19 protein-coding genes and 4 tRNA genes are annotated in these 25720 nt (G+C 70.8%); 10 read left to right on the top strand and 13 right to left on the bottom strand.

Annotation, left to right across the window (positions count from 1 at the left end):
• Nucleotides 1–27: 27 nt before the first annotated feature.
• The gene (locus NDW01_RS34245; protein ID WP_252828489.1) at nucleotides 28–1350 is read right to left on the bottom strand and encodes a cytochrome P450 family protein; all 1323 of its coding nucleotides are present in this window, start codon (nucleotides 1348–1350) and stop codon (nucleotides 28–30) included.
• Nucleotides 1351–1516: 166 nt separating this feature from the next.
• Between NDW01_RS34245 and NDW01_RS34240 the strand changes: the two genes are divergently transcribed.
• From NDW01_RS34240 to NDW01_RS34220, 5 genes are all read left to right on the top strand, one after another.
• Complete coding sequence (locus tag NDW01_RS34240) at nucleotides 1517–1900, top strand: DurN family substrate-assisted peptide maturase (protein WP_252783181.1); 384 nt, start codon at nucleotides 1517–1519, stop codon at nucleotides 1898–1900.
• 35 nt (nucleotides 1901–1935) lie between these two features.
• Nucleotides 1936–2175, top strand: coding sequence for a cinnamycin family lantibiotic (locus NDW01_RS34235; RefSeq protein ID WP_252828488.1), 240 nt, complete (start codon nucleotides 1936–1938; stop codon nucleotides 2173–2175).
• Between the two features lie 90 nt (nucleotides 2176–2265).
• Nucleotides 2266–5481: a type 2 lanthipeptide synthetase LanM family protein gene (locus NDW01_RS34230; RefSeq protein ID WP_252828487.1), complete on the top strand. Its 3216-nt coding sequence runs from the start codon at nucleotides 2266–2268 to the stop codon at nucleotides 5479–5481.
• Nucleotides 5482–5485: 4 nt separating this feature from the next.
• Nucleotides 5486–6388 (top strand): Nif11-like leader peptide family natural product precursor, encoded by a 903-nt coding sequence (locus NDW01_RS34225; RefSeq protein WP_252828486.1) that lies wholly within the window; start codon nucleotides 5486–5488, stop codon nucleotides 6386–6388.
• Nucleotides 6385–8319, top strand: coding sequence for an ATP-binding cassette domain-containing protein (locus NDW01_RS34220; protein ID WP_252828485.1), 1935 nt, complete (start codon nucleotides 6385–6387; stop codon nucleotides 8317–8319). The genes NDW01_RS34225 and NDW01_RS34220 overlap by 4 nt, the downstream gene beginning before the upstream one ends.
• Before the next feature lie 181 nt (nucleotides 8320–8500).
• Here the strand turns inward: NDW01_RS34220 and NDW01_RS34215 are convergent, their stop codons facing one another.
• From NDW01_RS34215 to NDW01_RS34195, 5 genes are all read right to left on the bottom strand, one after another.
• Nucleotides 8501–8896, bottom strand: coding sequence for a hypothetical protein (locus NDW01_RS34215; protein ID WP_252828484.1), 396 nt, complete (start codon nucleotides 8894–8896; stop codon nucleotides 8501–8503).
• Between the two features lie 285 nt (nucleotides 8897–9181).
• Nucleotides 9182–10417 (bottom strand): carbohydrate-binding protein, encoded by a 1236-nt coding sequence (locus NDW01_RS34210; protein WP_252828483.1) that lies wholly within the window; start codon nucleotides 10415–10417, stop codon nucleotides 9182–9184.
• Nucleotides 10418–11048: 631 nt separating this feature from the next.
• Nucleotides 11049–11507, bottom strand: coding sequence for a hypothetical protein (locus tag NDW01_RS34205; protein WP_252828482.1), 459 nt, complete (start codon nucleotides 11505–11507; stop codon nucleotides 11049–11051).
• A gap of 561 nt (nucleotides 11508–12068) precedes the next feature.
• Nucleotides 12069–12140: transfer RNA gene (locus tag NDW01_RS34200), tRNA-Val, on the bottom strand.
• Nucleotides 12141–12202: 62 nt separating this feature from the next.
• A complete protein-coding gene (locus tag NDW01_RS34195; protein ID WP_252828481.1) occupies nucleotides 12203–12571 on the bottom strand; it encodes a TIGR02611 family protein in 369 nt (122 codons plus the stop codon).
• Between the two features lie 205 nt (nucleotides 12572–12776).
• On the opposite strand from NDW01_RS34195, the gene NDW01_RS34190 reads away from it, so the two are divergent.
• Nucleotides 12777–13199: an SsgA family sporulation/cell division regulator gene (locus tag NDW01_RS34190; RefSeq protein ID WP_252783169.1), complete on the top strand. Its 423-nt coding sequence runs from the start codon at nucleotides 12777–12779 to the stop codon at nucleotides 13197–13199.
• Nucleotides 13200–13284: 85 nt separating this feature from the next.
• Here NDW01_RS34190 and NDW01_RS34185 read toward each other — a convergent pair whose 3' ends face one another.
• Nucleotides 13285–14139: an aminotransferase class IV gene (locus NDW01_RS34185; RefSeq protein ID WP_252828480.1), complete on the bottom strand. Its 855-nt coding sequence runs from the start codon at nucleotides 14137–14139 to the stop codon at nucleotides 13285–13287.
• 330 nt (nucleotides 14140–14469) lie between these two features.
• Between NDW01_RS34185 and NDW01_RS34180 the strand changes: the two genes are divergently transcribed.
• Nucleotides 14470–16281, top strand: coding sequence for a serine/threonine-protein kinase (locus NDW01_RS34180; protein WP_252828479.1), 1812 nt, complete (start codon nucleotides 14470–14472; stop codon nucleotides 16279–16281).
• 102 nt (nucleotides 16282–16383) lie between these two features.
• On the opposite strand, the gene NDW01_RS34175 is transcribed toward NDW01_RS34180, so the two are convergent.
• From NDW01_RS34175 to NDW01_RS34155, 5 genes are all read right to left on the bottom strand, one after another.
• A complete protein-coding gene (locus tag NDW01_RS34175) occupies nucleotides 16384–18579 on the bottom strand; it encodes a DUF3488 and transglutaminase-like domain-containing protein (RefSeq protein ID WP_252828478.1) in 2196 nt (731 codons plus the stop codon).
• On the bottom strand, nucleotides 18576–19703 hold the full coding sequence (locus NDW01_RS34170) for a DUF58 domain-containing protein (protein WP_252828477.1): 1128 nt from the start codon (nucleotides 19701–19703) through the stop codon (nucleotides 18576–18578). Before NDW01_RS34170 ends, NDW01_RS34175 begins: the two co-directional genes overlap by 4 nt.
• 1 nt (nucleotide 19704) lies before the next feature.
• Nucleotides 19705–20694, bottom strand: coding sequence for an AAA family ATPase (locus NDW01_RS34165; RefSeq protein WP_252828476.1), 990 nt, complete (start codon nucleotides 20692–20694; stop codon nucleotides 19705–19707).
• Nucleotides 20694–22886 (bottom strand): hypothetical protein, encoded by a 2193-nt coding sequence (locus NDW01_RS34160; RefSeq protein WP_252828475.1) that lies wholly within the window; start codon nucleotides 22884–22886, stop codon nucleotides 20694–20696. The genes NDW01_RS34165 and NDW01_RS34160 overlap by 1 nt, the downstream gene beginning before the upstream one ends.
• 302 nt (nucleotides 22887–23188) lie before the next feature.
• On the bottom strand, nucleotides 23189–23908 hold the full coding sequence (locus NDW01_RS34155) for an ArsR/SmtB family transcription factor (RefSeq protein ID WP_252828474.1): 720 nt from the start codon (nucleotides 23906–23908) through the stop codon (nucleotides 23189–23191).
• 139 nt (nucleotides 23909–24047) lie between these two features.
• Here NDW01_RS34155 and NDW01_RS34150 point away from each other — a divergent pair.
• The 3 genes from NDW01_RS34150 to NDW01_RS34140 all read left to right on the top strand — a co-directional run bounded on the left by NDW01_RS34150 (nucleotide 24048) and on the right by NDW01_RS34140 (nucleotide 24316).
• Nucleotides 24048–24120: transfer RNA gene (locus NDW01_RS34150), tRNA-Gly, on the top strand.
• 27 nt (nucleotides 24121–24147) lie between these two features.
• Nucleotides 24148–24218, top strand: a tRNA-Cys gene (locus NDW01_RS34145).
• 23 nt (nucleotides 24219–24241) lie between these two features.
• Nucleotides 24242–24316 (top strand) — tRNA-Val (locus NDW01_RS34140).
• Nucleotides 24317–24527: 211 nt separating this feature from the next.
• Here the strand turns inward: NDW01_RS34140 and NDW01_RS34135 are convergent.
• Nucleotides 24528–25652 carry a tyrosine-type recombinase/integrase gene (locus NDW01_RS34135; RefSeq protein WP_252828473.1) on the bottom strand — a complete coding sequence of 375 codons (1125 nt, stop codon included), beginning with the start codon at nucleotides 25650–25652 and terminating at the stop codon, nucleotides 24528–24530.
• Between the last annotated feature and the right edge of the window lie 68 nt (nucleotides 25653–25720).

The raw sequence follows: 25720 nt of genomic DNA, 5'->3' as shown, positions 1-25720 counted from the left end.
CGTCCCGCCGGGAATGGTCCGTACCCGTCAGGTGCCGGTGGGCGAGGTGGCCCCCGAGGTGACCGCGGACGGGTGAGCGGGCGGTGGAGAGCCGAGCCGGACGGGGAGGGCGGCCAGCCGCCAGGTGCCGGGCATGGGGATGCGGTCGAGGCTCTCCGGAGGGACCGCCAGGGACAGGCCGGGGTAGCGGTCGAGGAGGCCGGCGAAGGCGACCTCGGCCTCCTGGCGGGCCAGGGCGGCGCCGAGGCAGTAGTGCAGGCCGTGACCGAATCCGAGATGGGTCTCGTGGCCGCCGTCCGGCCGCCGGGTGATGTCGAGCCGGTGCGGGTCGGCGAAGCGGCGCGGGTCGAAGTTGGCGGAGACGAGACTGGCCATCACGGGTGAGCCCTTCCGCAGCCTCCTTCCGCCGATCTCGACGTCCTCGGTGGCGTATCTGACCCGGGCGGCCTGTACCGGCCCGCACCAGCGCATCAGCTCCTGCACGGCGCGCGGCAGCAGCGTGGCCGGGTCGGCGCGCAGGAGGTCGAGCTGGTCGCGATGGGTCAGCAGCGCCACCATGCCGTTGCCGATCAGGTGCGCGGTGGTCTCGTGCCCGGCGAGCACGATGGTCAGCACCATGGTGACCAGCTCGAACTCGCTGAGCACGCCCCCGTCCTCGTCGTGCACACCGATCAGGGCGGTCAGCAGGTCGTCGGCGGGCTCGGCCCGGCGGCGCGCGATCAGCTCCTTGACGTGGTCGACGATGCCGCGGATCGCCGCGGTGAAGTGCCCGGTCTCGTGCGAGCGCATCAGTGCGCGGCTCCACCGCAGCCACCGCCCGCGGTCCTCCTCGGGGATCCCCACGAGCTCGCAGATGACGGTGATCGGCAGCGGATAGGCGAAGTGCTCGAGGAGGTCGACCACACCGTCCGGCGGAGACGCACGGTCGGGAAGTCGGTCGAGCAGCCGTCCGACGATCTCCCCGACCCGAGGCAGTAGAGCCGTGACGCGGCGCGCGGTGAACGCGCGGGAGACGAGCCTGCGGAGCCGGAGATGGTCGTCACCGTCGGCGTCCAGCACGCTGCGGAGCAGGTACGGCGCGTAGTCGTCGTCGATCCCCATCGCCCGGAAGACCTCCGCGCGGGCGTCCTCGATCTCCATGCCGGGCACGTTGGCCGGGGCGTTGACGAACCGGCGGTCGTTCAGCACCACCCGGACGTCCGCGTGCCGCGTGACGATCCAGAGGGACGAGCCCCGGTCGCCGTGGACGACCTGCACCATCGGCGACCGCTCGCGCAGCCGCGAATAACCGCGGAACGGGTCCTGCAGCAGCTCGGGATCCGAAAGATCGACGGTAATCGGAGTAACCATTCCACCCTCCACCATGAAAACCCCAAAACGCTCGCTTCGCCCTTACGGGACATCTCGCAGGGCCTTGACTTCGCTTTGGAGTGCCAATAACATTCACCTTAATTAACTCTCCGTGACCATACCACTCCATAGAGTGATCAGGGACCGTCCGAGAAGGGTACGCCGCATGGGAGCACTCAAGGGCACCGGACCGAAGCCGCCGAGTGACCTGACCAAGCACCGAGCGATCGAGACGGTCCGTCAGATCCAGCACCTGATGCTGCTGTGCGCGCTGCTTCCCCCCGACGGCAGCCTGCAGGAAATGCTCCGACTCGCACTCGCACTTCCCGAGGAGCCACTGCTGGCGCGCGTCACGCCGGTAACGGATCTGCATCCCCAGGCCACCAAGGAATGGCTCGAATCATTCTTTATCCGGGACGGGATATCCGCTGCGGAAGAGGAGTTGATCGCCTGGCAGAACGACAAACCAAAGATGGATGCCGCGGTAACGGAAATCAAGGATGTCGAGCGACAACTCGGCATAAGGCTGGCGACGGAGCTGGCCGAGTAGCACGACAGAGTTCATCACAACGAAGGAGAAACGCGATGTCACCGAGCAGCGTTCTGCGTCACGCGGCCGCGGACGCGGAGGTCCGCGCCGAGATACTGGCGGCCCCCGAGGCGTTCGGCGTGTCCGCCGGCACCGTTCCGGCCTCCGTCGAGCCGCTCGACGAGGAGTCGCTCGGCTTCTGGACCGAGGGCCTGGCCGCCACCGAGGTGTACGCCTGCGCCTCCACCTGCAGCGCGGGTCCGCTGACCATCCTCTGCGACGGCACGACCAAGTAACCCCGGAAGCGAAGAGCAACCGGTGGGCCGACCCTCGTCGGCCCACCGGCCCACCGGCCCGCGCGGACCGACGGAGCAAGGAACCCTGGCGTGACCCCACTCTTCCCCTTGGACATCGCGGCCCGCGCCGCGAACCTCTCCGAGCAGGCGCAGGTCGTCTCCACCCTGGGACCGGCCGACGACACAGTCGCGCTGACGGAGTTCGACCGGTGGAGAATCGGCCGGCTGGCGGTCAGGCTGGCCGAGCATTCCCACGAAGAGAGCAGGCGACGGCCGGGATCGGCGCGATATTCACGGCATCGGGTGACCGAAATCCTGACCGAGTACCGCCGACACGAACTGACGCTGACCGGTCCCGACGACGCCCTCGGACGGATCCTCACGGACCTGCACGGTGAATGGCTGCCGACGTACCAGAGCGCGCTGCGGGGACTGAGCCGGGCCGATGACCGGATGAAGGCGGGCTGGCGCGAGTTCGATGTCTACTACGGCCGACTCGCCATCGCCTGCAAGCCGTTCCTGACCGAACTGGGCCTACGGCTGAGCGACGCGCTCGCGGAAGAAGACGGTCGGGGGGTCCCCGCCATCGACGTCCAGGTGGTCGACGACTTCCAGGACCACCTGCTCGGCCGCTTCGAGCTGGCGCTGGCGTGGGCGGTGGAGGCCGCCGCCAAGGCGCACTGCGCGCTGCACGGCATCGACCCGGCGCGGACGACCAGTAAGGATTACCTGGCCTATCTCGACGAGACGTTCTCGGACGCGGCGTCCTACCATCGCTTCTACCTGGACTTCCCGGTCCTGGGACGGTGGCTGGCCCACGTCACCGAGCTGCTCGCCGGCCACGGCCGCGAGATGATCGCCCGGCTGCGCGCCGACGCCGGTGCGGTGGCCGAGGCGTTCTTCGAAGCGCCGATCACCAGAGTGCGCTCCTTGCGCCTGGGCCGTTCCGACATGCACGCCGGCGCCCGCAGTGTGGCGATCGTGGACGTCACGCTGGCGGACGGCCGCGAGGAGTCGTTCGTCTACAAGCCACGCTGTGTCCGCGGCGAGGCCGCGCTGCAGGAGCTCCTGGCCCGGCTACGCGACGATGACGTCGTCGGCTATGCCCCGCGGCCGGTGCTGCCCAGGGACGGATACGGCTACGAGGCGCTGATCCCGTCAGGACGCAACCGGGTCGAGACGCGCGATCAGGCCGGGCACGTGTACGCCGAACTCGGTGGCTACCTCGCGATCTTCTACATCCTCGGCGGGGGCGACCTGCACTTCGAGAACGTCCTGGTCGCCGACGGCCACGCGTTCATCTGCGACTGCGAGACCGTGCTCGGCGCGCCGCCCAAGGGGCAGCCTCGGCCGTCCGGCACGCTCATGGACTCGGTGTTCAAGACCGGCCTGATCGAGTGGCCCACGGCGGCGTCCACGGCCGACACCGGCATCCGGCTCAGCGGCTACTCCGGCGGCGACGCCTATCGCCTGCCGACGCCGGTGCCCCGGGTCAGCGACCACCGGATGTCCTTCGAAGCGGCCGTGACGCACCGTACGGGCGTGCTGGTCGAGCCGGGAGCGCCCAACCGCGTCTTCGTCGGCGACGAGCTCACCCGCGCCGAGGACTTCACCGACGCGATCAGGACCGGGTTCGACCGCGTCTACCGGTGGTTCCAGCAGCGGCCGGAGCCCGCGATCGAGTACGTGACCGCCCTTTTCGCTCACACCCGCGTGCGCTTCATCAACTGGAGCACTCAGGTCTACGCCCAACTGCTGCTGGCCGCGCGCCACCCCAAGTGCATGATCGAGCCGTTGGAGGTCGACCTGCTCATCGACACGGTGCGCAGGTTCCCGCGCAGTTGGGACGCCGAAGGCGTGCTCCCGCCCTGCGAGCTGACGTCGATGTGGCGGCTGGACGTCCCCATGTTCACCGTCGAGGCGGGCGGGGACAGGCTCGTCCACGACCATCGCGACGAGGTCGCGGCCACGGTCGATGCGACGCCGCTGGACCACGCCGCCGCGCGGATCCGGCGGCTCTCCGCTCGGAACCGCGCACAGCAGGACCAGTACATCGCCGCGGGTTTGTCCGGCGGCGACGTCACGAGCCCGGACTTCGCGGCCACCTGCGTCGAGCAGGCGAGCGCCGTCGGGCTGCGGCTATGCCGGATGCTGCGCGAGCCGGACCGTGCGCCGTGGACGTCGTACGTCATCACCGGCGATGGCAAGACCGAGATCGACATCGAGGGCGACCTGTACATCGGTTCCGCGGGTGTCGCGTTGTTCCTCGCGCACCTCCACGAGGCGGCCCCGCGGCCGGAGTTCCGCCGGGCCGCCGAACGCGCGCTCGCCCACGCCCTCGACTCCTGCGACCGCCACCGCATCGGGGCCTTCGCCGGGCTCGGCGGGCTGATCTATCTCCTCACTCACCTGCACCACCTGTGGGGTGATCGCGCGTTGCTCGATCGTGCCGTCGACCTCGCCGACGAGGCCGCCGGCCTGATCGAGCTGGACCGCCGCCTCGATGTCTTCCACGGCGTGGCCGGGCTCATCCCCGTGTTCCTCGGGCTGGCGGACGCCACCGGTGGCCACGGCCTGGAGCACGCGCACCGATGCGCCGCGCATCTGATGCGCCATTCGCAGGCCGACGGCGACACCCTCTCGTGGCCGAGCCCGGACCCGCATACCGTGACGGCCAACCTGACCGGCCTCTCGCACGGGGCCGGCGGCATCGGCTGGGCGCTGATCATGCTGGGGTGCCGCGACGACCGTCCCGACTATGTCGACGCCGGCCGGCGCGCCTTCGCCTATGAGGCCCGCCACTTCGACGAGGACGAACAGGATTGGTACGACCTGAGGCGTGTCGCGGGCGGCCGGTTCCGCAACGGGCGCCACTACGCCAACGCGTGGTGCAACGGCGCCGCCGGGATCGGCATGACCCGGATCAGTGGCTGGGCTCTGCTCGGCAAGGACGACGACGCCATGTTCCGGGAGGCGCGCCAAGCGCTCACGGCCACGATGCGCGGCTTTCCGCGCCTGATGAACGACTCGCTCTGCCACGGTCGCTCGGGCAACGCCGAGCTGTTCCTGCGCTTCGCCGAGCTGGGTCAAGAGCCCGCCTTCCGGATGGAGGCCAACATCCAGGCCCAGGCCCAGTGGCGGAACCTGGAGGACGCGCGGCCGGGGCCGGAGTCGGGGTTCTTCCCCGGCCTGATGCTGGGCCTGGCGGGTTTCGGCATGCACTTCCTGCGTCTGGCCCGGCCGGAGAGCACCCCGTCGGTCCTCCTCCTCGACCCTCCGGGCCCCCGTCGCTCATCGAAGGAGTGAACCGATGTCCATTGATTCCTGCGCCCGGTTTCTGCGCCTGGCAGCGGAGGACCCGCACGTCCGGCAGCGGATGAAGGCCCTGACCGGGGTCGCCGAGGTGATCCGGTTCGCCCGTGCCGGCGGCTACGACTTCACCGTCCGCGATCTCATGGTGGCGTCTTCCACGGCCGGCCCTACGGACACGCCGCAGACCGCGGACGCCCCCCAGATCGTGGAGCGTCCGAAGCCGTCGGCGAGCGGGGTCTACCACTACGAGTACGACCTGAACGAGCTTCCCGGGTTCGCAGCGATCATCGATGAGCTCCCGCGGCTGAAGATCCGGCCGCCCACGGTCGACCTGGCCCGTTTCCACGACGCGTTCCGGGAAGAGGATCTGCGCTCGACCTCGCTGGCGCCGTCCGGCCCCGAGTACGAAGCGTGGCGTGACCGGGCCGCCGCCGAGCCGCCGGGGGACGTCAGGCGCGACTTCCACCTGGTCAACCTGGACGAGCACGTCGCTCACGACGGGTACGACGCCTACCTGGCGGCCAAGACCCGGGTGATCACCGCGCTGGAGGACGTCTTCGGCGCCGAGGTCCGGTTCTCGGGCAGCATGTGGTACCCGCCGTCCGCCTACCGGCTCTGGCACACCAACGAGGACCAGCCGGGCTGGCGGATGTACATCGTCGACTTCGACGGGGACTTCCCCGACCCGGGGCACACCTCCTTCTTCCGCTACCAGAACCCCGCCACCGGCGAACTGGTCACCCTGCGTGAGCGCCCCCGGATGGTGCGCTTCTTCAGGATCGAGCAAGATCCGGACCGGTTGTTGTGGCACTGCATCGTCAACCCGACCGAGCGTCACCGCTGGAGCTTCGGGTTCGTCGTGCCGGACCACTGGGCCGATCGTCTGCCGGAGCGGTCATGAGCCTGCGGCCGGTACCGGTACCGACGCCCGCCCGTACGGCATCCGCCGGTACGCCATCCGCCGATACGACGCCCGCCGGGACCGCGTCGACCGTCCCGGCGATCAGGGCGGTCGACCTGCGCAAACGGTTCGCCGATGTCACCGCGGTCGACGGGATCGACCTGACGGTGGCCTCGGGTGAGAGTTTCGGCTTCCTCGGCCCCAACGGCGCGGGCAAGACGACGACGATCGCGATGCTCTCGACGCTGGCCGCACCCACCTCGGGCCGGATCGAGATCGCCGGCCACGACACACGCACCGATCCCGCCGGAGCCCGACGCAGCCTCGGGATGGTCTTCCAGGAGACCACGCTGGACGGCGACCTCACCGCCGCGGAGAACCTCCGCTTCCACGCCGACCTGTACGACGTTCCGATCACCGAGGTGCCCGCCCGCATCGATGAGACCTTGGCCCTTGTCGGGCTGGCCGGCCACCGCGACCGGCTCGTGCGCACGTACTCCGGCGGCATGCGGCGGCGCCTGGAGATCGCCCGGGCGCTGCTGCACCGTCCCCAGGTCCTCTTCCTGGACGAGCCCACCGTCGGACTCGACCCGCAGGCGCGCGCCCGGGTCTGGCGGCACCTACGGGAGGTGTGCCGGATCGAGAAGGTCACGCTGTTCCTGACCACGCACTACCTGGACGAGGCCGATCAGTGTGACCGTATCGCGATCATCGACGAGGGACGTATCGTCGCCGAGGGTGCTCCCGACGCTCTCAAGTCGGTTCTCGGAACCGACCGCATTCACCTGCGCACCGCCGACGACGTAGCGGCGGCCCGGCTGCTGCACGAGCGCCTCGGTCTCGACGCGGCCACCGGCCCGTCCGGGCTGTCGTTGCAGGTCACCGACAGCACCGGGGTCCTGCGCCGGCTCTTCACCGAACTCGACGTCTTCGTCTACGAGGCGAAGGTCGTCCGGCCCAGCCTCGACGACGTGTTCCTCCGCCACACCGGGCACCACATCCGCGACGACGCCCCGGCCGAACCCGACGCCTCCTCCCCCGGTCCCGAGCCCCTGGCCGGACCACCACAGACCCCGGCCGGACCGCCACCGGCCGTCCGCCCGGCACGGACGGCGCCCCTCCCCCGTGGCCTGCCCGCCGAACTGCGTGCCCTGCGCATGATCTGGCGGCGTGAGATCCTGCACTTCGCCCGCGACCGCACCGGAACCGCGGTCTCGCTGCTGCAGCCGCTGCTGTTCCTGTTCGTCTTCGGAGCCGGTGTCGCCGGTCTCCTCCCCACGGCCGGCGGACCCGACTACCAGGTCTTCCTGTTCTCCGGGATCCTGCTCATGGCGGCCCAGGGACCGGCCGTCTCCGTCGGGTCCTCGGTGCTATGGGACCGCCAGAACGGCTTCCTCCGCGAGATGCTCGTCAGTCCGGTCCGGCGCGGCACGCTGCTGGCCGGCAAGTGCCTGGGCGGCACCACCGTGGCGGTCTGCCAGGCGGCGATGCTCCTCACCGCGGCCGCCCCGATCGGTGTCCCCTTCGACCTCGGCCTGTACGCGCTGCTCCTGATCGAACTCACCCTGACCGCGCTCGCCATGACGGCCTTCGGCGTGCTGGCGGCCACACTGATCGGCCGGCCGCAGACCTTCGGTACCGCGCTGACCGTGGTCATGGCACCGCTGACGTTCCTGTCCGGCGCGATGTTCCCGCTCGCCGCCATGCCCGCCTGGATGGCGTCGCTCGCACTGCTCAACCCGCTCAGCTACGCGGTCGACGGCATGCGCCGCACCGTCGCGGCCTACCTACCGCACCCGCCGGGCCCCCTGTTCCAGCGACTCGGCTGGGGACACTGGCACCCCCCGGTCCCGGCCGAATGCGGCCTCATGACCGTCGGTGCCCTCCTCAGCCTGCTCCTGGCCGCCCGCCGCTTCTCCCGCCCCGCCTGAGCCCAGCGCGCGAACGCCCGTCGGTCACCCCGACGGCACAACGCACCTGTGGCAGCGCGGCGACAGGCCACGAGGGCCGCCCCGCTCGCGGAACGGCCCTCGACATGCACGGAGCCAAGCTGTTCGCCGGCCACCGCCACGGCCCGTACCTCGGCTGGTGTCCGGCCGGCGCGGCAGCGGTCTACTTGTGCACGGTGAAGCAGGCGTCACCCGGGTGGTCCTGGTACGCCTTGGTCGGTGCGACACCGAAGCAGAGCACGGTCTTGTTGGGGAACTTCCTGTCGAGCTTCCCGTCGAACCCGTGCACGTTCTTAACGCGGCTCCACCAGAGGAAGTAGACCTTCTTGTGCGGCGGCTCCACCTCGACGTAGGGATAGCCGCTGAACGCCTTGTAGGAGCGGAGGTGGGTGTTGAAGGTGTCGACCTTCAGGCCCGTCCCCTTTACGGTGGCGCACCACTTGCTGCCGCACTTGGCGCCACCCGCCGTGTGCACGGTGGTCGCGCCCGCCGTACCGGCGGTAAGTGCCAGACCCGCCACCGCGGTGGCGCCGGCGAGGGCCATGGAGAGCTTGCGCACGTTTCCCCCTAGAGACGGTCTTGCGTAAGCAAGATCAACCTAGGGACGCGAAAGGCCGCGATACAGAGTCTGTGCGCTCAACGGCAGATTAGGACCTGAGACCTATTCGTCACGTCCCTGCGGCGAACTCTGGCCTCCCCTATCGAAGCCGCCGTCATCTCCCGAAGCCGGAAACCGGGCGAACGATGTACCGTTCGCCCGGTTTCCGGTCTGCCGCGCGGCTCTCTAGCGTCGGGCCCTGAGACGGCCGGCCTCAGGCGACCGCCCGCCCGGCCTCCGGCAGGGTCAGCCGCACGGGCCCTGGTCGGCCCACACGTCGGCCTTTCCGGGCGTCTCGCCCTGGGTCCACCACCGGGCCTGCCACGTGTGCGACGCGTACGTGACCAGATTCCCACCCGTGTAGACCGCCGACGCGCTCCAGGCCGGCGCCGAGCAGGAACCGGGCGCGGGAGGAGTCGGCGTCGGAATGGGCACCGTGGGCGAGGCGCCGAACTTCGCCGTGTAGCGGGTGAAGTCCCAGGCCGACTGCGCCACGCTGGAGCAGGTTCCCGAGGTACGCCCGCCGTTGTCCGGCGGGCTGCACTGCCGGTCCCGGTTGACCGACCAGAAGGTGTACCGCGAGAGCTTGTGGGAGGTGACGTAGTCGAGCACGGACTGGAAGTCGGACTGGGTGAAGATCTCGCCGCTGTCGGACCGGCCGTTCATCATCGACACGCCCTCGTGCGCGTACGCGGTCGCGGAGTCCCAGCCGAAGGTGCTCATCAGCGTGTTGTGGAAGCCCTCCAACGCGCTGATCTGCGCCGCGGACCCGTTGAAGCCTCCGTCGAACGGCATGATCGCGTAATTGGCCGGGGTGAATCCCTGGCCCTTCGCCTCGGCCAGCAGCTGCTTGCCGAACCACCCTGTGCCCTCGCCGCCGGTCGTGCCGGCCGTCGTGATCGAGACGTACAGGCCCGGGTTGTTCTGCTGCAGGATCTTCGCGGCGCCGATCTCGTTGTGGATCGCCGCCGAGTTCTCGTACTCCGGCTCCTCCAGGTCGAGGTCGATCGCCTTGAGCCCGTACTTGGTGATCACCTGCTGGTACGCGGCGGCGGTCGATGACGGATCGCCGCAGGCCTGGCCGAGCTTGGTGCCGTTGTAGCCGCCGGCCGACACCGTCACATCGCCGCCGGCCGCGCGGATGCCGTTGACGACCGACGCGGCCTGCGTGTCGGAGGAGACGTCTTGGGTGCCGTCCCAGGTCGGCCGACATCCTCCGCCGTTCGGCGCGAGGATGAAGGCGAGCTGGAAGGTCTTCTGCCCGGTCGCGCTCATGACCGGGCCCAGGTCGGGCGGGTCGTTGTCGAACGGCATCACGTACGGCGCGGCGCCGTACCAGTTGCCGCCGAGTGCGGCGGCCGGGCTCGTGGCCGCGGCGCTGGCCCCGGTGACGGCCGCGGCCGTCCCGAGCGCCGCCGCCACCGCGGCGATCGCGGCGACGAGCCCTTGCCTGCGGCCGGGCACGCGCGTTCTCCATCGCATGTCGCTTCTCCTTCGGGGGTCGACGCACGGCCACCGGCCGCACGTCTTGGCGGGGGATGGGAAGCTCAGCATTCTTTTAGGAAAGTTTCCAGTCTGGACTTGCCTCGGAGGATACTCGATGAACGTGTTCTCCGGGAGGCCCTGATCGCCATCCGCCCGACCGCGAGGAAACGGCCGCCCCCCCGCCCACCGCACTCGGCGCGATGAACGCCCGGGCGAGGCCGCGACGGCCCGGTCGCGGCGCCAGGACCTCAGAGCCTGCACCGCCGGCGCTCCGGCCAGGCGGCGATCGTGCAACGTCACGCTGCCGGCCAGTGCCGGGTGACTCCACTCTAGGCGGCCGTGGACCGACGCACGGCGCTCAGGTCTTCCTGCACGAAGCCATGCGGACTCCGCTCACCGACTTGCCCCGCCGCGTCCCTCCGGTCAAGTACACGAACGGGCCGTCCGGCGGGCCCAGGCCCGCGCTGCGGCGATAGATCGCGGTCATCGACGACCAGTCCTCATTAGGCCCGCACGCTCAGTCAGCGGCATCTCCCGCCGCCCCGGTCATTCCGACCGAACGCCGGCCCGGGCTAGCGACATTCGCGAGCCCGCACCGGCGTCTATCGATTCGAGGCGGCGTCCCCGACTATTTGCACTTGATGGCGGCGCTGTACCACTTGTTCGTGTGGCCCTGGTACTTGTCCTGCCACCACGTCGCGACCGTCGCGTACCCCTTGGGACACTTGTATCCAGCGACGTCGACCTTCTTCGCGCCGGGGCTCTTCTTCAGCAGCTTGGGCTTGCCCGGCGTCCCGTCGGCCTTATACGGCAGAAATCCCAACGCGCCCTTGACCTTCTTGTCGTTGGTCATCCAGCTTTCGAGCTTCCCGCCGCCGATCCGCTTGATGCAGACGTAGAGCTTCTTCCGCGGCGGGAAGTTCCGGCAGTGATTCTTCTGCGCGACGACTACCGGCGTCGCCGGGGTGGCGGCCGCGGAGACGACCGAGGTCTTCGTGCTCGTCTCAGCGGAGGCGACCGGAGCAGTGAGCCCCGCGATCGACGCGATCGCTCCGGCGGCGATGACCATACGAACCACTGACTTCAAGATCTCAACCGTTTCTTCAGGGGGATGAGCTGTCAGGGGCAACGTAGTGACCCGCCCTGGCTCGCGACAGGACTCCAAGGCTCAACTTCCGACGTCCTCGTTGGGTCCCAGGACCTATCCTCGACGCGCGAAAAGCCGAGCTATCACACGGAATCCGCCGAATCGATCGAGACATCACATACCTTGCGTGGTTCGTGGCGGAGTATCCGTCCTTAGCGCCGCAGGTGGCTGATCGACCCAAGGCTCGGCCGGGAACGGCGAGAGAGGGACGCCGGTCGCGGAGCCGTTCGGGGGCCGATGAAGGCCGCCTGCAGGGTGGCGGCCCTCCGCGCCTGGATCGCGGCGGCGGTGCCGTCGCGTAAGCCCCCACACTCGCCCAGGCGACGGCCATACCGGTCATCACCAAGGGCGCCGAAACGATGAACACCATCTTCGGCCAGCTCAAGTCCGCGTGGCGGCGGCTCTCCGTTTGGCTCCCCTGACGCACACAGGACGCACGAAGATCGAAAAAGGGCCCCGGAGTGATCTCCGGAACCCTCTCTGACCTGCTCTCACACTGGGTGGGCGATACTGGGTTCGAACCAGTGACCTCTTCGGTGTGAACGAAGCGCTCTCCCACTGAGCTAATCGCCCCAGGCGGATCAACCGCCGCCAGAAAGACTAGCGCATCCCCGGCCCTCTTCGCGCATCGACGATCAGACCTTCCACGGGAGGTTTACGCCGAAGGCCTGGAGGTAGGCCACGATCGCGACGGCGAGGACGACGCCGGCGCAGATCGCCAGGAGCTGGTTCCGGCGCCGCACCTGTGGGTCGAGGGCCTTCTCCTTCGCTTTGCTCGCCGTTTGCTTCGCGGAGGTGAGGGCACGTTGCGCCCAGGCGAACTCGGTCGCCAGGATGGCAAAGCCTACGAAGATCGCCGCCCAACCGGGGCCCGGCAGCACAAGCATGGCGACGCCCGCGGCGAGGACCGTGACGCCCACGCTGAACACGGCGAGCCGCCACACGTTGTTCAGCACGGGGCGGCCGCGGATGCGCTCGCGCCAGTCGTTCAGCGTCTCCCTCATGCGACCGACCCTAGGTCACTTCGCTTCTACGCAGGTCAGAGCGGGTATCAAGGCCGGTGAGGTAGGTCACATGACGTACGGGGGGCGGAATGTTCTTAGGACTTTTGACAGTTACGCGTCACAGAGCCAGGGGGACACCCGTTGGAGGGAGCGAGGTCCTCACCGAGAAACCCGCGATGCGGGACTGACGCCTGAAGGATGACCGATGAACAGCAGCAGCACCACTGCCTCCGCCGAGGTCGGCCTTCGGCTCCTCGTCCCGGATAGGACGATCATCCCGCTGCTTGCGACGTTGGACTACTCCGCTGATGACCCTTATGCGATCCGTGTGGCGTTCCATGTCGGGAACGAGGCACCGGTGGAGTGGATCTTTGCTCGCGAGCTGCTGACCGTCGGCATTGTGCGCAAGGTCGGCAGGGGTGACGTGCGGGTGTGGCCGGCGGAGAAGAGCGGCGAGCGGATATTGAACCTGACGCTGTCATCGCCGTTCGGACGGGCACACTTCGAGGTGCCGTTGACGCCCCTCACGGACTTCCTTGACCGGACGTATGAGATCGTTCCTGCCGGCCGGGAGGCTGACTTCATCGACATTGAAGCGGAACTGGACGACCTCCTCTGGCACATCTGAGCCCCCCACACTGACCGTACGGCCCCGCACCAGGCGCCTCCCAGCGCTGGCCCACACCCATGGCGCGGGGCCGTACGCCTGCCTGTCACGGGTCGAGGTCGGCGGCGCCGCGCTCGGCGAAGACCTCGATCGCCTTCCGGGTGACCGGGCCCGGCGCCGTGGGGAACACCTTGCCGTCGACGGCGCGGATCGGCTGGATGTCGCGGGTCGTGGAGGTGAGAAACGCCTCGTCGGCCGTGGAGAACTCCTCCAGCGGCAGGTCCTCCTCCTCGCCGCCGCACCACTCGAGCACCAGCGCCCGGGTCACGCCCGCGAGGCAGCCGGAGGACAGCGGCGGGGTGGTCAGGCGCCCGTCGCGGACGACGAAGACGTTGGAGCCGGTGCCCTCGCAGAGGTTCCCGGCGAGGTTGCCGAAGATCGCCTCCGCCCCGCCGTGCTCGTGCGCGTACGCGAGGGCCTTGGCGTTGTCGCCGTACGAGGTGGTCTTGAGGCCGGAGAGGGCGCCGCGCTCGTTGCGCGGCCAGGGCACGACCGAGACGTCGGCGGTCGGCGGGAACGGCGTCTGGTCGGCGACGGCGACGATCGCCGTGGCTCCCTCCGCGCCGCGGTCGGAGCCGAGCGGGCCGATGCCGCTGGTGTAGGTGATCCGGATCCGGGCCAGGTCCCAGGACGGCGCCGCGGCCAGGACGGCGAGCGTTCCCCGGCGGATGGCGTCCAGGTCCGGCTCGGGCAGCCCGAGCCCGGCGGCGGAGACGGCGAGCCGCCGCAGGTGACGGGTGAGGGCGAAGGCCTCTCCGCGTACGGCCTTGACCGTCTCGAACACGCCGTCGCCGACGAGGATGCCGTGATCGAAGACCGACACCCGCGCGTTCTCCGGGGCGTACAGTTCTCCGTTGATCCAGACCGGGACGTTACCGGTCTGGGAGCTGAGCTCGACCACCGTGAAGTCACCTCTCCGTGCCGGGCGCATCGGCCCGGTCCTCCCCTGCTCCGCCGGGCTGGACACCCCGGCCGAACCCCACACTACGGCCCGGGCGCGCCTGATTCGAGCGAATACACGGGCGTCCGGCGCCGGCCGTTCCGCGTCGGTCACCGGCGCCGCCGGTGACCGTCCGCGCCGGTGGGGGTCCGCCGGGAACGCCGGGAGCCGTCGCCGCGTCGAACGACGCGGATGAACCCGGACCGACCCAGCGAGAAGATCGGAAACAGGCATTACCATCGACACGACTCATCCGCGCAGCCGCAGCCGCCCCGACGAAGAAGAGACTCCATGATCGACCAGGTGCCCGGTTACCGCATCCTGGAGCGGGTGGGCGAGGGCGGGTTCAGTGTCGTCTACCGCGCCGAGCAGGAGCGCCTCAACCGCATCGTCGCCTTGAAGGTGCTGTCCGTGGACGCCGTCGACGACGACACGATGCGCCGGTTCGAGCGCGAGTGCCAGATCACCGGACGGCTCACCGGCCACCCGAACGTCGTCACCGTGCTCGACACCGGCGTGACGAGCGGCGGGCGGCCGTTCATCGCGATGGACTACTTCGAGCGAGGGTCGTTGCGGGACCGGCTGTCGCGCGAGGGACCGCTCCCCCTGCAGGACGTCCTGCGGGCCGGCGTGAAGATCGCCGGCGCCCTGGCCGCCACCCATGAGGCCGGGGTGCTGCACCGCGACGTCAAGCCGCAGAACATCCTGGTCTCCAAGTACGGCGAGCCGGCGCTCGCGGACTTCGGCATCGCCCGGCTCACCGGCTCGTCGGAGGTGACGCACACCACCGCGTTCACGCCGCACCACGCGGCGCCGGAGGTCGTCAACGGCGAGCAGCCGGGGGTGACCGCGGACGTCTACTCGCTGGCCTCGAGCATGTACCAGCTGCTGGCGGGCGGTCCGGCGTTCAAGACGACGGGGGCAGCCAACGGGATCGGCGCGCTGATGATGCGCATCCTCAACGAGCCCCCGCCGCCGATCCCGCGCGCGGACGTCCCGCCGCAGGTCTATGACGTCATCGCCAAGGCGATGGCGAAGACGCCGGCCCAGCGATACCCCAGCGCGGTCGCGTTCGCGGGCCGGCTGCAGCAGTTGCAGGCCGAACTCGGGCTTCCGGTGACGGAGCCGGCGGGCAGCGACTCGATCACGGCGCCTCCCGCCTCGCCCCCGTACGTGCCGGAGCAGGATCACTCCGGGCTGACCGGCCCCGGCTTCGAGCTCCTGGCCCAGCAGTACGCCCCGCCGCACCTGCCGGCGGCGCATCCGGACGCCGCCGGGCCGGCGGCCGGGCCGGGACCCGCCTCGCCGCCCGCGGCCTCTCCGAGACCCGCACCGCCCCGGACGCCGGACGCCGGACCGACCCGCGCGCCGAACTCGGGCCCCGCTCAGCCGCCGGCCGGCGGGCCGCCCCACGCGCCGGGCGCCGGCCCCACCGGAGCGTTCAACGCCGGGCCCGCCCGCGCGTCGAGTGCGGGGCCCGTCCACGGCCCGGTGGCCCGGCCGCGGGTCCCCGACCAGGTGTCCGTGCCGCGGCCCCGAGAGGCGACACCGCGGACGCTGCCGGAGAGCGTGGAGCCCACGGACCTGGCAGGCGTGCCGGCGAACGGCCGGAAGGGCCGGCCGGGCGCCGTCGTGGCCGGCGTGGTCGCCGGCGTGGTGGTGATAGCGGGCGCCGGCGTCACCGGGTTCCTGCTGTTCGGCAACACCGGAGACGGCGGAGGGCACACGCCGACGCCGGCACCGACCGCACCGCGGACGTCGGCGTCGTCCACTCCCGTGGCGATTCCCTCCCAGGTGATGGCCGCCGCGACCCCGCGCGACCTGCGGGCGACCGACAAGGGACAGATCGTGGTCCTGCGCTGGAAGCTCGCGAAGAACAACGACTTCCCGATCTGGATGCAGCAGTCCGACGGGTCTCCCACCCAGACTCCTCCGCAGGCGCTGGCGCCGCGTTCCACGACGATGACCGTTTCGGGCCTGGACCCGCAGAAGGGGTACTGCTTCACGGTCGGCGCGCTGGTCGCCATCGGTCAGGGCGACGGACAGCCCGCGACGATCGCCTGGGCCAAGCCCAAGTGCATCCGGGGCGCCACGACCCGGTGACGGAGCCGGGCCCCGCTGATCAGAACGGGCGGCCGGGCGGCGAGCCGACCCCTGATCGTCAGCGGGCGCGGGGAGGGGGCGGGAGCCGAGCCCGCCCCCGGGTCAGCGCAGGCGCAGGGAGCGGGGATGCAGGCGGCGCGCCAGGCGTCGGCGGAGGCCGGCGGTCCGTCGGACGAGGCGGCCGAGCTCGTCGGTGTGCCGCCACGCGGCCTCGGCCGTGTCCGGTCCGGAGGGCGTCGCGGCGTACCGCGACCGGTTGACCAGGTCGGCGAGGGGACGCAGGTGCGCCTCGGCGCCGGGAACCCGCTCGGTGCCGAATCCCGCGACCTCGTGGGCGGTCAGGGCGGTCGCGGCGGGCAGGCCGACCGCGCCCAGCGCCTCGCGGGTCTGCTCCCACGCCCCGGTGATCCGCGCGGCGGGGGTGGGGCCGCCGCGTCTGCGGCGCCGCCGCAGCACCGGGACGACGAGCACGCCGGCGAGGTACACCGCGGGCAGGACCGGGATCGCGGCCAGCACGTAGGCCCACGGCGGCGTCGACGACGTCTTGTGCGGCGGCCGGGCCGGGGCCCTGGGCGCCGGCGCGCCGTGGGTACCGGAGTCGCCGCCCTTCTTGTGGGCCGCCGCGCTCTTCTGCGCCGCCTCCAGCTTCTGCTGCGTCTCCCCCGCCGGCACCGAGTTCGACTTCTTCGAGGCGTCGGTCTCCTCGGGCGTGGGGAAGAACGGTACCCAGCCGATCTCGGCGAAGTCGACCTCGGGCCAGACGAGCACGTCACCGGAGCGGACCTGCCAGGTTCCGTTGCCGCCGACGCCCGGCCGGAACCCGACGACGACCCGGGTCGGCAGCCCGATCGAACGCGCCAGGACGGCGTACGCCGTGGCGAACTGCTCCGAGGTGCCGCGTTTGGACGTGCCGAGGAAGTAGCGCAGATCCGCGTACGTGTGGCCGGACAGGCCGGTCACGTCGTACCTGGCGGCGTTACGGAGGTAGTCGGCGAGTTTCGCGGCGCGCTGGAACGCCGTGTCCTGGTCCTTGGTGACCTCCAGCGCGAGACTGCGGAACGCGGGCACCTCGGCGGTCTTCGCGGTGGTCCCCGGTGACTCCGCGAGGCCGGTCGCGGCCTGCGCCTCGGCGTCCCGCGCGGGCTGGGCGACCGCGAGCCGGGCGGCGTCGTAGTCGGGCACCATCGAGGTGACCGTGTACGCCTGTCCGGAGCGCAGCGGCTGCCCCGCCGTCAGCACCCCGCTGCCGGGGTCGGTCGCCACCGCCAGGCCCTGCACCGTACGGGGCCGGTCGGCGGCGGGCACCCACACGCCGGGCAGGTCCTGGACGGTGAAGCGCTGGACGACGCGCGTCCGGTGGACGCGCGGGTCGTCCGGGATGCGGCTGCCGGCCGGCACGAACCGCGCGTCGGACGTCCACGTGACGCCGTCGAAGCGGTCCAGGACGGCGAGCCGCCAGTCCTCGGGCGCGTCGGCACGCACGGTGAACATCTGCTGGTCCGGGGTCTGCAGCCACGCCGACACCCGGTCGAGCGGGCTGATGCTGTCCCGCTGCTGTGGCGGCGGGGCCTTGACGGTCGCCCGCGGGTCGTACGCCTCGCCCCTCATCGGCAGGTACGGCCCGACGGCCGCGCCCAGCAGCCCGATGGCGGCGGCGGCCGGGAGCCCGGCGAGCAGCCACAGCGGCCGGCCGCCGCTGCGTACGATCATGAGCGCGCCGGCGAGGCCGACGAGCACGGCGGCGACGGGAAGGTTCGAGCCGGGGCCGTTGACGCCGAGCAGCAGGGCCACGCAGAAGACGGCCACCGAGGGCAGCGCCGGCGCCGCCTTCGCCTCAGTCCGCGCGGCCAGCTCGGCTCCTCCGAAGGCGGCGAGCCAGACCAGCGCGTGCGGCAGGACGAGGAGCTCGGGGCGGCCGGGCGCGGGCAGCAACGACGTGAGCGTGCCCTTCCAGGAGTCGCGCAGCGCGCCGCCCACCACGGCGAAGTCGCCGTGGAACAACGTCAGCCCGGCGACGAGCGCCCAGGCCCCCGCGGTCGCCAGGACCGAGATCCACAGCGGCCAGGTCCGGCGCCGCGGCCAGGACAGCAGCGCGACGAGCAGGACCGGCGTGACGGCGGAGACCGTGACCACGGGCACCAGGTCGCCGAGCGCGAACACGCGATGGAACGCCAGGCCGCCGGCGCCGGTCAGCGCCACCACGATGACGAGCGCGGTGACGAGCCGTACCCGCAGGCCGCGCCGGGGCTCGGGCGGCGCGTCCGTGCCCGGCCGCGCGGGCGCCGCCGTCATCGTCATCGGGTCGTGCCCTTCCACGCCGCACGCAGCTCCGCCAGGTCGGAGATCTCGACCAGCGCGACGCCGGGCAGGCGCGGTCCGGGCGCGTCGGGCCGGACGCGTACGCACACCACCCGGTCGAACCGCCGGCGCAGCGTCCCCGCCCCGGAGACCTCCCCTCGCCCGCCCGTCACGAGCACGAGCGCCCCGCCCGCCCGTACGCGCCGGGCGACCTCGACCGCGCCGTGCGCGGCGTCCGTACGGGACAGCCCGGCCAGCCGGTCGAGGATCTCCTCCACGTCGTGGGCGCCGCCGCGGGTCTCCACGAGCGGCCCGTCCGCGGTGAGGACGCGGACCGGGAAGTTCATGCCCGCCGCGCCGGCCGCCACGGACGCCGCCGCGTCCACGGCCAGCTCGAAGTCGTCCGCGTCGGCGTAGGCGCCGGCGTCGGTGTCCACGACCACCGTCGTCTGCGGCATGCTCGCGTCGACGAGCTGGCGGACCATCAGCGTGCCGGTGCGCGCGCTCGACCGCCAGTGGATGTGGCGCAGGTCGTCGCCCACGACGTACTCGCGCAGCGCGTGGAACGTCACCGTGCCCGCCGGCGCGGTGTCCGACGTCGGCCCCTCCAGGTGGTGGTTGCGCCCGGACGGCAGGAGCGGCAGGGCCACGGTGTGCGGGCGGACCAGGAGGGTGCGGGGCTCGCCGTACTCCCGTACGCGCCGGGCGAGGCCGAACGGGTCGGCGCGCACCAGCCGCAGCGGCCCCACCGGGATCTCCCCGCGCCGGTCCGTCGGCAGGGGGTACCGGATCGTCTCGGCCCTGCCGGGGCGCAGCACGGGCACCCGGACCTCGATCCGCCCGCCGCCGCACGCGTCGTACGCCCGCATCCCCGCCCGGCGCATCCGGCCGGTGTTGGTGACGTGCAGGACGCCGGAGGCCGACTCGCCGCGTGCGACGCGATTCGGCGTGACCTCGCGTACGACGGTGAGGCTGGGCCGCGGCAGCGTCCACAGCACCGCCGTCACGACGGCGACGAGACCGCCGACGGCGAGGGCCACCGGTTCGGGGTAGCCGAGCAGGGCGCCGGCGGCGTACAGCACCGCCGAAACGGCGGCGACCCCCCAGCCGACGGGCGTGAGCACCTCAGACCCCGGTGGACTGCGGCACCGGCACCTGGGAGAGGGCCTCGGCGACGAGTTCCGTGGCGGTACGGCCGCGCAGCTCCGCCTCCGGCGTCAGCATGAGCCGGTGGGCGATGACGTGGGCCGCGAGGCCCTTCACGTCCTCGGGGACGACGAAGGACCGGCCGGCCGCCGCGGCCCGCACGCGTACGGCCCGCAGCAGCGCGAGGCTCGCGCGGGGACTGGCTCCCAGGCGGATGTCGGGGTGCCGGCGCGTCATCGCGACGACCTGCACGAGGTAGTCGTACAGCGGAGGCGCGACGTGGATCCGGCTCGCGAAGTCGATCATGTTCTTGATGTCGTCCCGGCCCGCGACCTTCGGCAGCTGGTCGATCAGCGGCCCGGTCGGCGTGCCCGCCAGCACGGCGACCTCCGAGGCGTGGTCGGGGTACCCCATCGAGATCTTCATGAGGAACCGGTCGAGCTGCGCCTCCGGCAGCGGGTACGTGCCGTCCATGTCGACCGGGTTCTGCGTCGCGATCACCATGAACGGCCGGGGCACCGGGTGCGGCTGCCCGTCCACCGTCACGCGCCGCTCCTCCATGACCTCCAGCAGCGCCGACTGGGTCTTCGGCGAACCCCGGTTGATCTCGTCGGCGACCACGATGTTCGCGAAGATCGGGCCCGGGTGGAACTCGAACCGGTTGTTGGACTGGTTGAAGATCGACACGCCCGTCACGTCGGACGGCAGCAGGTCGGGCGTGAACTGGATCCGCGTCCAGCGCGCCTCCACGCTCGCCGCGATCGTCCGGGCCAGCGTGGTCTTGCCGACCCCCGGAACGTCCTCCAGCAGCAGATGTCCCTCGCTGAGCAGGCACAACAGCGCCAGTTCGACGTTCTCCCGCTTTCCGCGGACGACCCGCTCGATGTTGCCCGCCAGCGCCCCGAACAACTGCGCGAAGCGTCCTGCCAGGGCGTCCGCGTCGGACGCCCCGTGAACCTCGGCCGTCATCAGCCGGCACACTCCCAGATGGTCGGCCCGGCGAGCTCCTGCCACGGCGAGTGCGGCGTGTTCACCAGGTATCCGATCATGTAGCCGATGTGACCGTTGTGGTTCACGTGGTCGTACAGCTTGCCGCTGAACGCCGCCTTGCCGTTCGGGTGGTTGTACTGCACCCCGATCTTCTGGCAGTCCACCCGCACCTGCTGGGTGTTGGCGTTCTGGATCGCCTCAGCGGTTCCGCTGTTGGGATCCGCCTGCCTCCAGATCAAGCTGCTCTCGTTCGCGTTGCCGCCGTTGTGGATGTTGTACGTCCGCGTCGGACCCGTGAGCGCCCTGGTCGCGCTGCCGGTCTTGCCGCCGGCGCCGTTGGAGGCGGTCACCCGGATGGTGTACGAGCCGTTCTTCCAGATGGTCGGGATCGTCACCGACGTGCCGGAGATGCTGTCCTTGGTGTAGGACTTCGGGCCGGTCACCTGGAGCCTGTAGGTCACTCCCTTGGCGTTCGGCGGGGCCTGCCAGCCGATCTTCGCGCCCTGCGCGGTCCCGCTGCCCGTGATGCCGCTCGGCGCGTCGGGCTGCGTGCAGGACAGGGTCGGGTCGGACTCGTCCGACTCGATGTCCGAGTCGTGGTCACCGTTCTTGTACGTCGCCGCGACCGCGAAGACGTACTCGGTGCCGCAGGTTCCGCCGTGCACGGTGAACGTGTAGTCCGGCCCGTCCGCGGGGATCGTGGCGGGCGTGGCGGTCAGGCCCGCCGGCACGACGAGCTTGTAGCCGGTCGCCGTACCGCCTCCGCCGGGCTGGAAGTCGACCTTGATGCTCCCGTCCGGCTGCGGGGTCGCACGCAGGTTGGTCGGCTTGTTCGGCGGCGTGACCTTCGGCGGGTCCGTCTTGTGCGTCGGCGGCGTCTTGGGCGGCTTGATCGACGGCTTGTGCGACCTCGGGTGCCCCGGGTGGATCGGCAGGCGAGGCACCGGCGGCCCGGACGTCGGCACCGGAGGCGCGGGCGCGTTCGACGTCGGCTGGTTGTTGTCCTGCCCCTGGTCGTCGCCCTTCGGAATCGGGTTCTCGGCTCCGCCGGGCACCTTGCCGGTGTACTTCTGCACCGGCTTGTGCGCGCCGGACCCGTCCACCACGACCGCCTTCGGGCTGTCGGGATTGTTCACCCACAGCAGGCCGTCCTTGACGAACGCCTCCAGCGGGCCGGGCCGCCCGGTGACCGGTACCTGCGGGGCCATCCGGTTCGTCGCGGAGTCGTACACCAGGAGGCTGCCCGAGCTCTGGTCCGGGATGTAGACCCGCTGGCCGAGGACCTGGGGGGTCATGAGCTTATGCTGCGGCAGCTGCAGCGCGACGCTGCTCACCGAGCCGCTGCCCGCGTTGATCACGATCAGCGACTTCCCGGCCAGCAGCGGCACGAGCTGCCCGTCCGTGGCGGTCGGCGGCGCGGTGACCTGCCCCTTGGGCAGCTGCGCCACGACGGAGGGCAGCTTGACCTTCACGCGGATGCCGCCGTCACCGAGGACGAGGCTCTCCGCCGTGGTGAAGTCCGTGACGACGGCTGAGCCGCCCGCGATCGTCAGCGCGAGGTCGTCCCCGGCCCGGCCGACCCCGACCGGCTGCCCCGGCCTGCCGCTCTGCACCGAGGCCGCCTGCCCGTTGGTGGGCACCGGCACCCACAGCGTCGCCTTGGCGTCGATGGCGGCCGCGCCGAGCGGTCCGGTCAGACTGATCGGGTCGCCCTCCGTGGCCAGGCTCATCGCGTCCAGCCGCTGCACGCTGCCCTTCATCTGGTCGAGCGCGTACGCGGCGCCGGACCCGGACACGACCTGCATGCCGGCCGCGCCGCGGTACGAGACTCCCTGAACGACGTTGAGGTGGGCCGGATCGACGCGGCTGACCACGCCGGTCGTCTCGTCCACGATGAGGACGACGCCGCCCTGCTGGATCACCCGCATCTTGTGGCCGGCCGTACCCGACAGGGTGACCTTGCCGTCGACCTTGCCCGACAGCCCGTTGACGTGAACGAGCTCGCCCTTCTTGGACGACGTCAGCCAGCCGCCGACATCGGCGAGATGGTATTTCGCGCTGGCCATTCCGACACCGAAGACCACCGCGGCCACGCACAACACCCCGACCGCGCCGATCGCGATCAGCCCGGTCAGCCGATCACGACGGAAGAACCTACGCTCCCCGCTCACCGATTCGTCACCCCTCCGCGCCCGAACGTCGCTGCGACGCAGGGCCACCCTAATGTGTCCAGGCCTCTTAAACCTGGCGAGTGCGCGATATTCGGACGCAACGGCGTGACAGACGGTTCAATCCGGAGTGGAAGAAATGCCGTACGCAGCCGCGACGGTCAGCCGGGCCGGCACCACCCTGTCGTGCCGGAGCCGCTCAACCGAGACAGAGCCGTTCAGACGAGCCGGGGCCGTTCAGACGAGCCGGGGCCGGTCAGACGAGCCAGGGCCGGTCAGACGGGCAGCCGGGCAGCCGGGACGGGTCAGCCAAGGACGCAGCCGAAGACGTCGGCCAGCCGGCTCCGGCCTCTCTCCGTCACGAGCAGCGCCCGCCGCGCCGATCCGCGCGTGAACCAGCCGTCCTCGATCATCCGGGCCGTGAGCGCCGCGCCGAGAGCGCCGTTGAGATGAGGACGGCGCTCGGTCCAGTCCAGGCAGTGCCCCGCGAACCTCCGGCGCGCCCGCCGCACCTCGGCGATGTCGACGCCGATCGAGGACAGCTGCCGCTCCCCCTTGTCGGTCACCTCGTACGCGGACGCCGCGGGATCGTCGAACGCCGGATCTACGGTCTCGAGCAGGTCCCGGCTGAGGAGCGCCTCGAACAGCGCCGCCCCGGCGCGGCCGGCCAGGTGGTCGTAACAGGTGCGGGCCTCCTGGAGAGCGCGCGCCTGCCGCGACTGGCGGAGGCTGCGGACCTCGACGTTCGGGCTGATCCGGCTGATCGCCTCGATCACCGCGGCCACCTCGGCGCCCTTCAGGCGGTAGTACCGGTGCCTGCCCTGGCGCACGACGGCCACGAGATCGCCGTCCAGCAGCTTGGCCAGATGAGAGCTGGCCGTCGCGGCGCTGACTCCCGCCGTCCTGGCCAGCTCCCCCGCGGCGAGCGGACGGCCGTCGAGCAGGGCCGTCAGCATCGACGCGCGTGTACGGTCCGCCAGCAGCGCGGCCACCGGCGCGATGTCCGAGTCGTACGGTGCTCGCATGGTTCGACGGTACGCCGGACACGCTTCGACGGCCGTCGAAAGATCGCCTGCGACGCGGTCCGGTCCTATCGAGTTGGGAGTTGGGCCGAGGATCCGCTAGTGTTTACCCCGTTGCCGAGGGGGGACGCCCCCGAGACACGCGGACGTGGCTCAGTTGGTAGAGCATCACCTTGCCAAGGTGAGGGTCGCGGGTTCGAATCCCGTCGTCCGCTCGGAGAGGTCTCCCCAAGGCCTCACTCGGTGGAGTGGCCGAGAGGCGAGGCAACGGCCTGCAAAGCCGTGTACACGGGTTCAAATCCCGTCTCCACCTCTGAAGCACACTCTGCTTCGCGAGGGCGATTAGCTCAGTGGGAGAGCGCTACCTTGACACGGTAGAGGTCACTGGTTCAATCCCAGTATCGCCCACCATGTTAATGCAGGTCAGACCATGTGTCTGGCCTGCATTTTGGTTTCCGACGCTAACGATGGGCCGGAATCGGGAGCAGGGTGCTCCACAACTGATCGGGACTACCCATTCCGTAGGTAGGGGTCGGTACTTTTCGTGGGTCGGGGTCACCGGGAGCAGTGCTCCCGGTGATGCTCCCGGCCGTGCTCCCCCTCGGCACGAGGTGGGTCGAGGTCACGACGATTGCGCCCGGCGGACGGTCAGGGTGGTCCAGCGTTGCTCAAGCCGGTCCCCCAGCTTTTGCCGCATGGGGTCGGTGACGTGGCTGTAGACGCCGGCGATGCCGGGCATCCGGTGGCCCATCCGCTCGTATTTGAGGGCGTCTTCGATGCCGAGTTCATCCAGCATCGTTTTGTGGTGGTGGCGCAGGCCGTGGAAGACCGCCCCGGGCAGGATGAACGGCCATTTGCGGCTGGGGTCGCCGTCACAGGCGGGCCGCCATAGGCGGCGGGCGAAGTTCGATCGCCGATGCCAGTGCCCATCTGGGGTGATGAACACCTGCGGATGGTCATGACTATCGATGACCTCTCGGAGGAGAACGATAAGGAAGGGCGGCAGGTCGATGCGTCGGGCGGCGGCGTCGGTCTTGGGCGGGCCGAGCCATAGGCGCGCGCCAACCTCGTGCAGTGATCCGTTGTCCGGGTCGACTCGCAGATAGCCCTGGTCGAGATGGCAGTTGGTCTTGGACAGGCCGGTGATCTCCCCCCAGCGCATCCCGGTGAATGCGGCTGTGATCACCATCACCTGCGCCGGGCGTCCGCCGAGTAGGTGGATGCGGTCGGCGATGGCCAGGACCTGGTCGCTGGTGGGAATCGGGCGTTTGGCGGTCTGCCGCAGGTCGACGTCTGGTTGGTGGTGGGTGCGGGGTTCGGCCATGCGCAGGCCCTGGATCGGGTTGATGGCGATCATGCGTTCCTCGACCGCCGCGGTCAGCAGCAGCGACATGAGGGTGACGATGCCGCGGACGCTGGCCAGGCTGTAACGGGCGCGCAGGCCGATCGCCCACTGCTTGACCGCGCTACGGCGGATCTGATCGAGAGCCAGGCGCCCGAAGGCGGGCAGGATGTGCTGGTCGAGGTAGTGGTCGTACTTGGCTTGGGTGCTGGCGGCGACCAGGTGGGTCTTCCGCCATTGGCTCGCCCACTCGGCCAGACTGGTGCGCGAATCGTTGGGGTCGATGAAGGTTCCACGGCGCTGGTCACTGTCCAGGTCCTCAGCCGCGGCGAGGGCTTCGGTCTTGGAGGTCCTAACAAAATGATCACTTCGGTCCCACGGTGGCTGCCGGGCAGCTTTGATCATCTTCCGTGAAGAAGGGCGAGCAGCCGCCGTGGATCGTGCGGGACAGCCTGTGGGAGCGGATCGAGCCG

The sequence above is a fragment of the Actinoallomurus soli genome (assembly GCF_024055715.1).
GTDB classification, from domain to species: domain Bacteria; phylum Actinomycetota; class Actinomycetes; order Streptosporangiales; family Streptosporangiaceae; genus Actinoallomurus; species Actinoallomurus soli.
This window is presented reverse-complemented; position numbering and strand designations above follow the sequence as displayed.

Excerpts from the sequence above, each read along its gene's own strand:
- NDW01_RS34245 (WP_252828489.1), bottom strand. The coding sequence starts at position 1,350 with ATGGTTACTCCGATTACCGTCGATCTTTCGGATCCCGAGCTGCTGCAG.
- NDW01_RS34240 (WP_252783181.1), top strand. The coding sequence starts at position 1,517 with ATGGGAGCACTCAAGGGCACCGGACCGAAGCCGCCGAGTGACCTGACC.
- NDW01_RS34235 (WP_252828488.1), top strand. The coding sequence starts at position 1,936 with ATGTCACCGAGCAGCGTTCTGCGTCACGCGGCCGCGGACGCGGAGGTC.
- NDW01_RS34225 (WP_252828486.1), top strand. The coding sequence starts at position 5,486 with ATGTCCATTGATTCCTGCGCCCGGTTTCTGCGCCTGGCAGCGGAGGAC.
- NDW01_RS34220 (WP_252828485.1), top strand. The coding sequence starts at position 6,385 with ATGAGCCTGCGGCCGGTACCGGTACCGACGCCCGCCCGTACGGCATCC.
- NDW01_RS34210 (WP_252828483.1), bottom strand. The coding sequence starts at position 10,417 with ATGCGATGGAGAACGCGCGTGCCCGGCCGCAGGCAAGGGCTCGTCGCC.
- NDW01_RS34195 (WP_252828481.1), bottom strand. The coding sequence starts at position 12,571 with ATGAGGGAGACGCTGAACGACTGGCGCGAGCGCATCCGCGGCCGCCCC.
- NDW01_RS34190 (WP_252783169.1), top strand. The coding sequence starts at position 12,777 with ATGAACAGCAGCAGCACCACTGCCTCCGCCGAGGTCGGCCTTCGGCTC.
- NDW01_RS34180 (WP_252828479.1), top strand. The coding sequence starts at position 14,470 with ATGATCGACCAGGTGCCCGGTTACCGCATCCTGGAGCGGGTGGGCGAG.
- NDW01_RS34175 (WP_252828478.1), bottom strand. The coding sequence starts at position 18,579 with ATGACGATGACGGCGGCGCCCGCGCGGCCGGGCACGGACGCGCCGCCC.
- NDW01_RS34165 (WP_252828476.1), bottom strand. The coding sequence starts at position 20,694 with ATGACGGCCGAGGTTCACGGGGCGTCCGACGCGGACGCCCTGGCAGGA.
- NDW01_RS34155 (WP_252828474.1), bottom strand. The coding sequence starts at position 23,908 with ATGCGAGCACCGTACGACTCGGACATCGCGCCGGTGGCCGCGCTGCTG.
- NDW01_RS34135 (WP_252828473.1), bottom strand. The coding sequence starts at position 25,652 with ATGATCAAAGCTGCCCGGCAGCCACCGTGGGACCGAAGTGATCATTTT.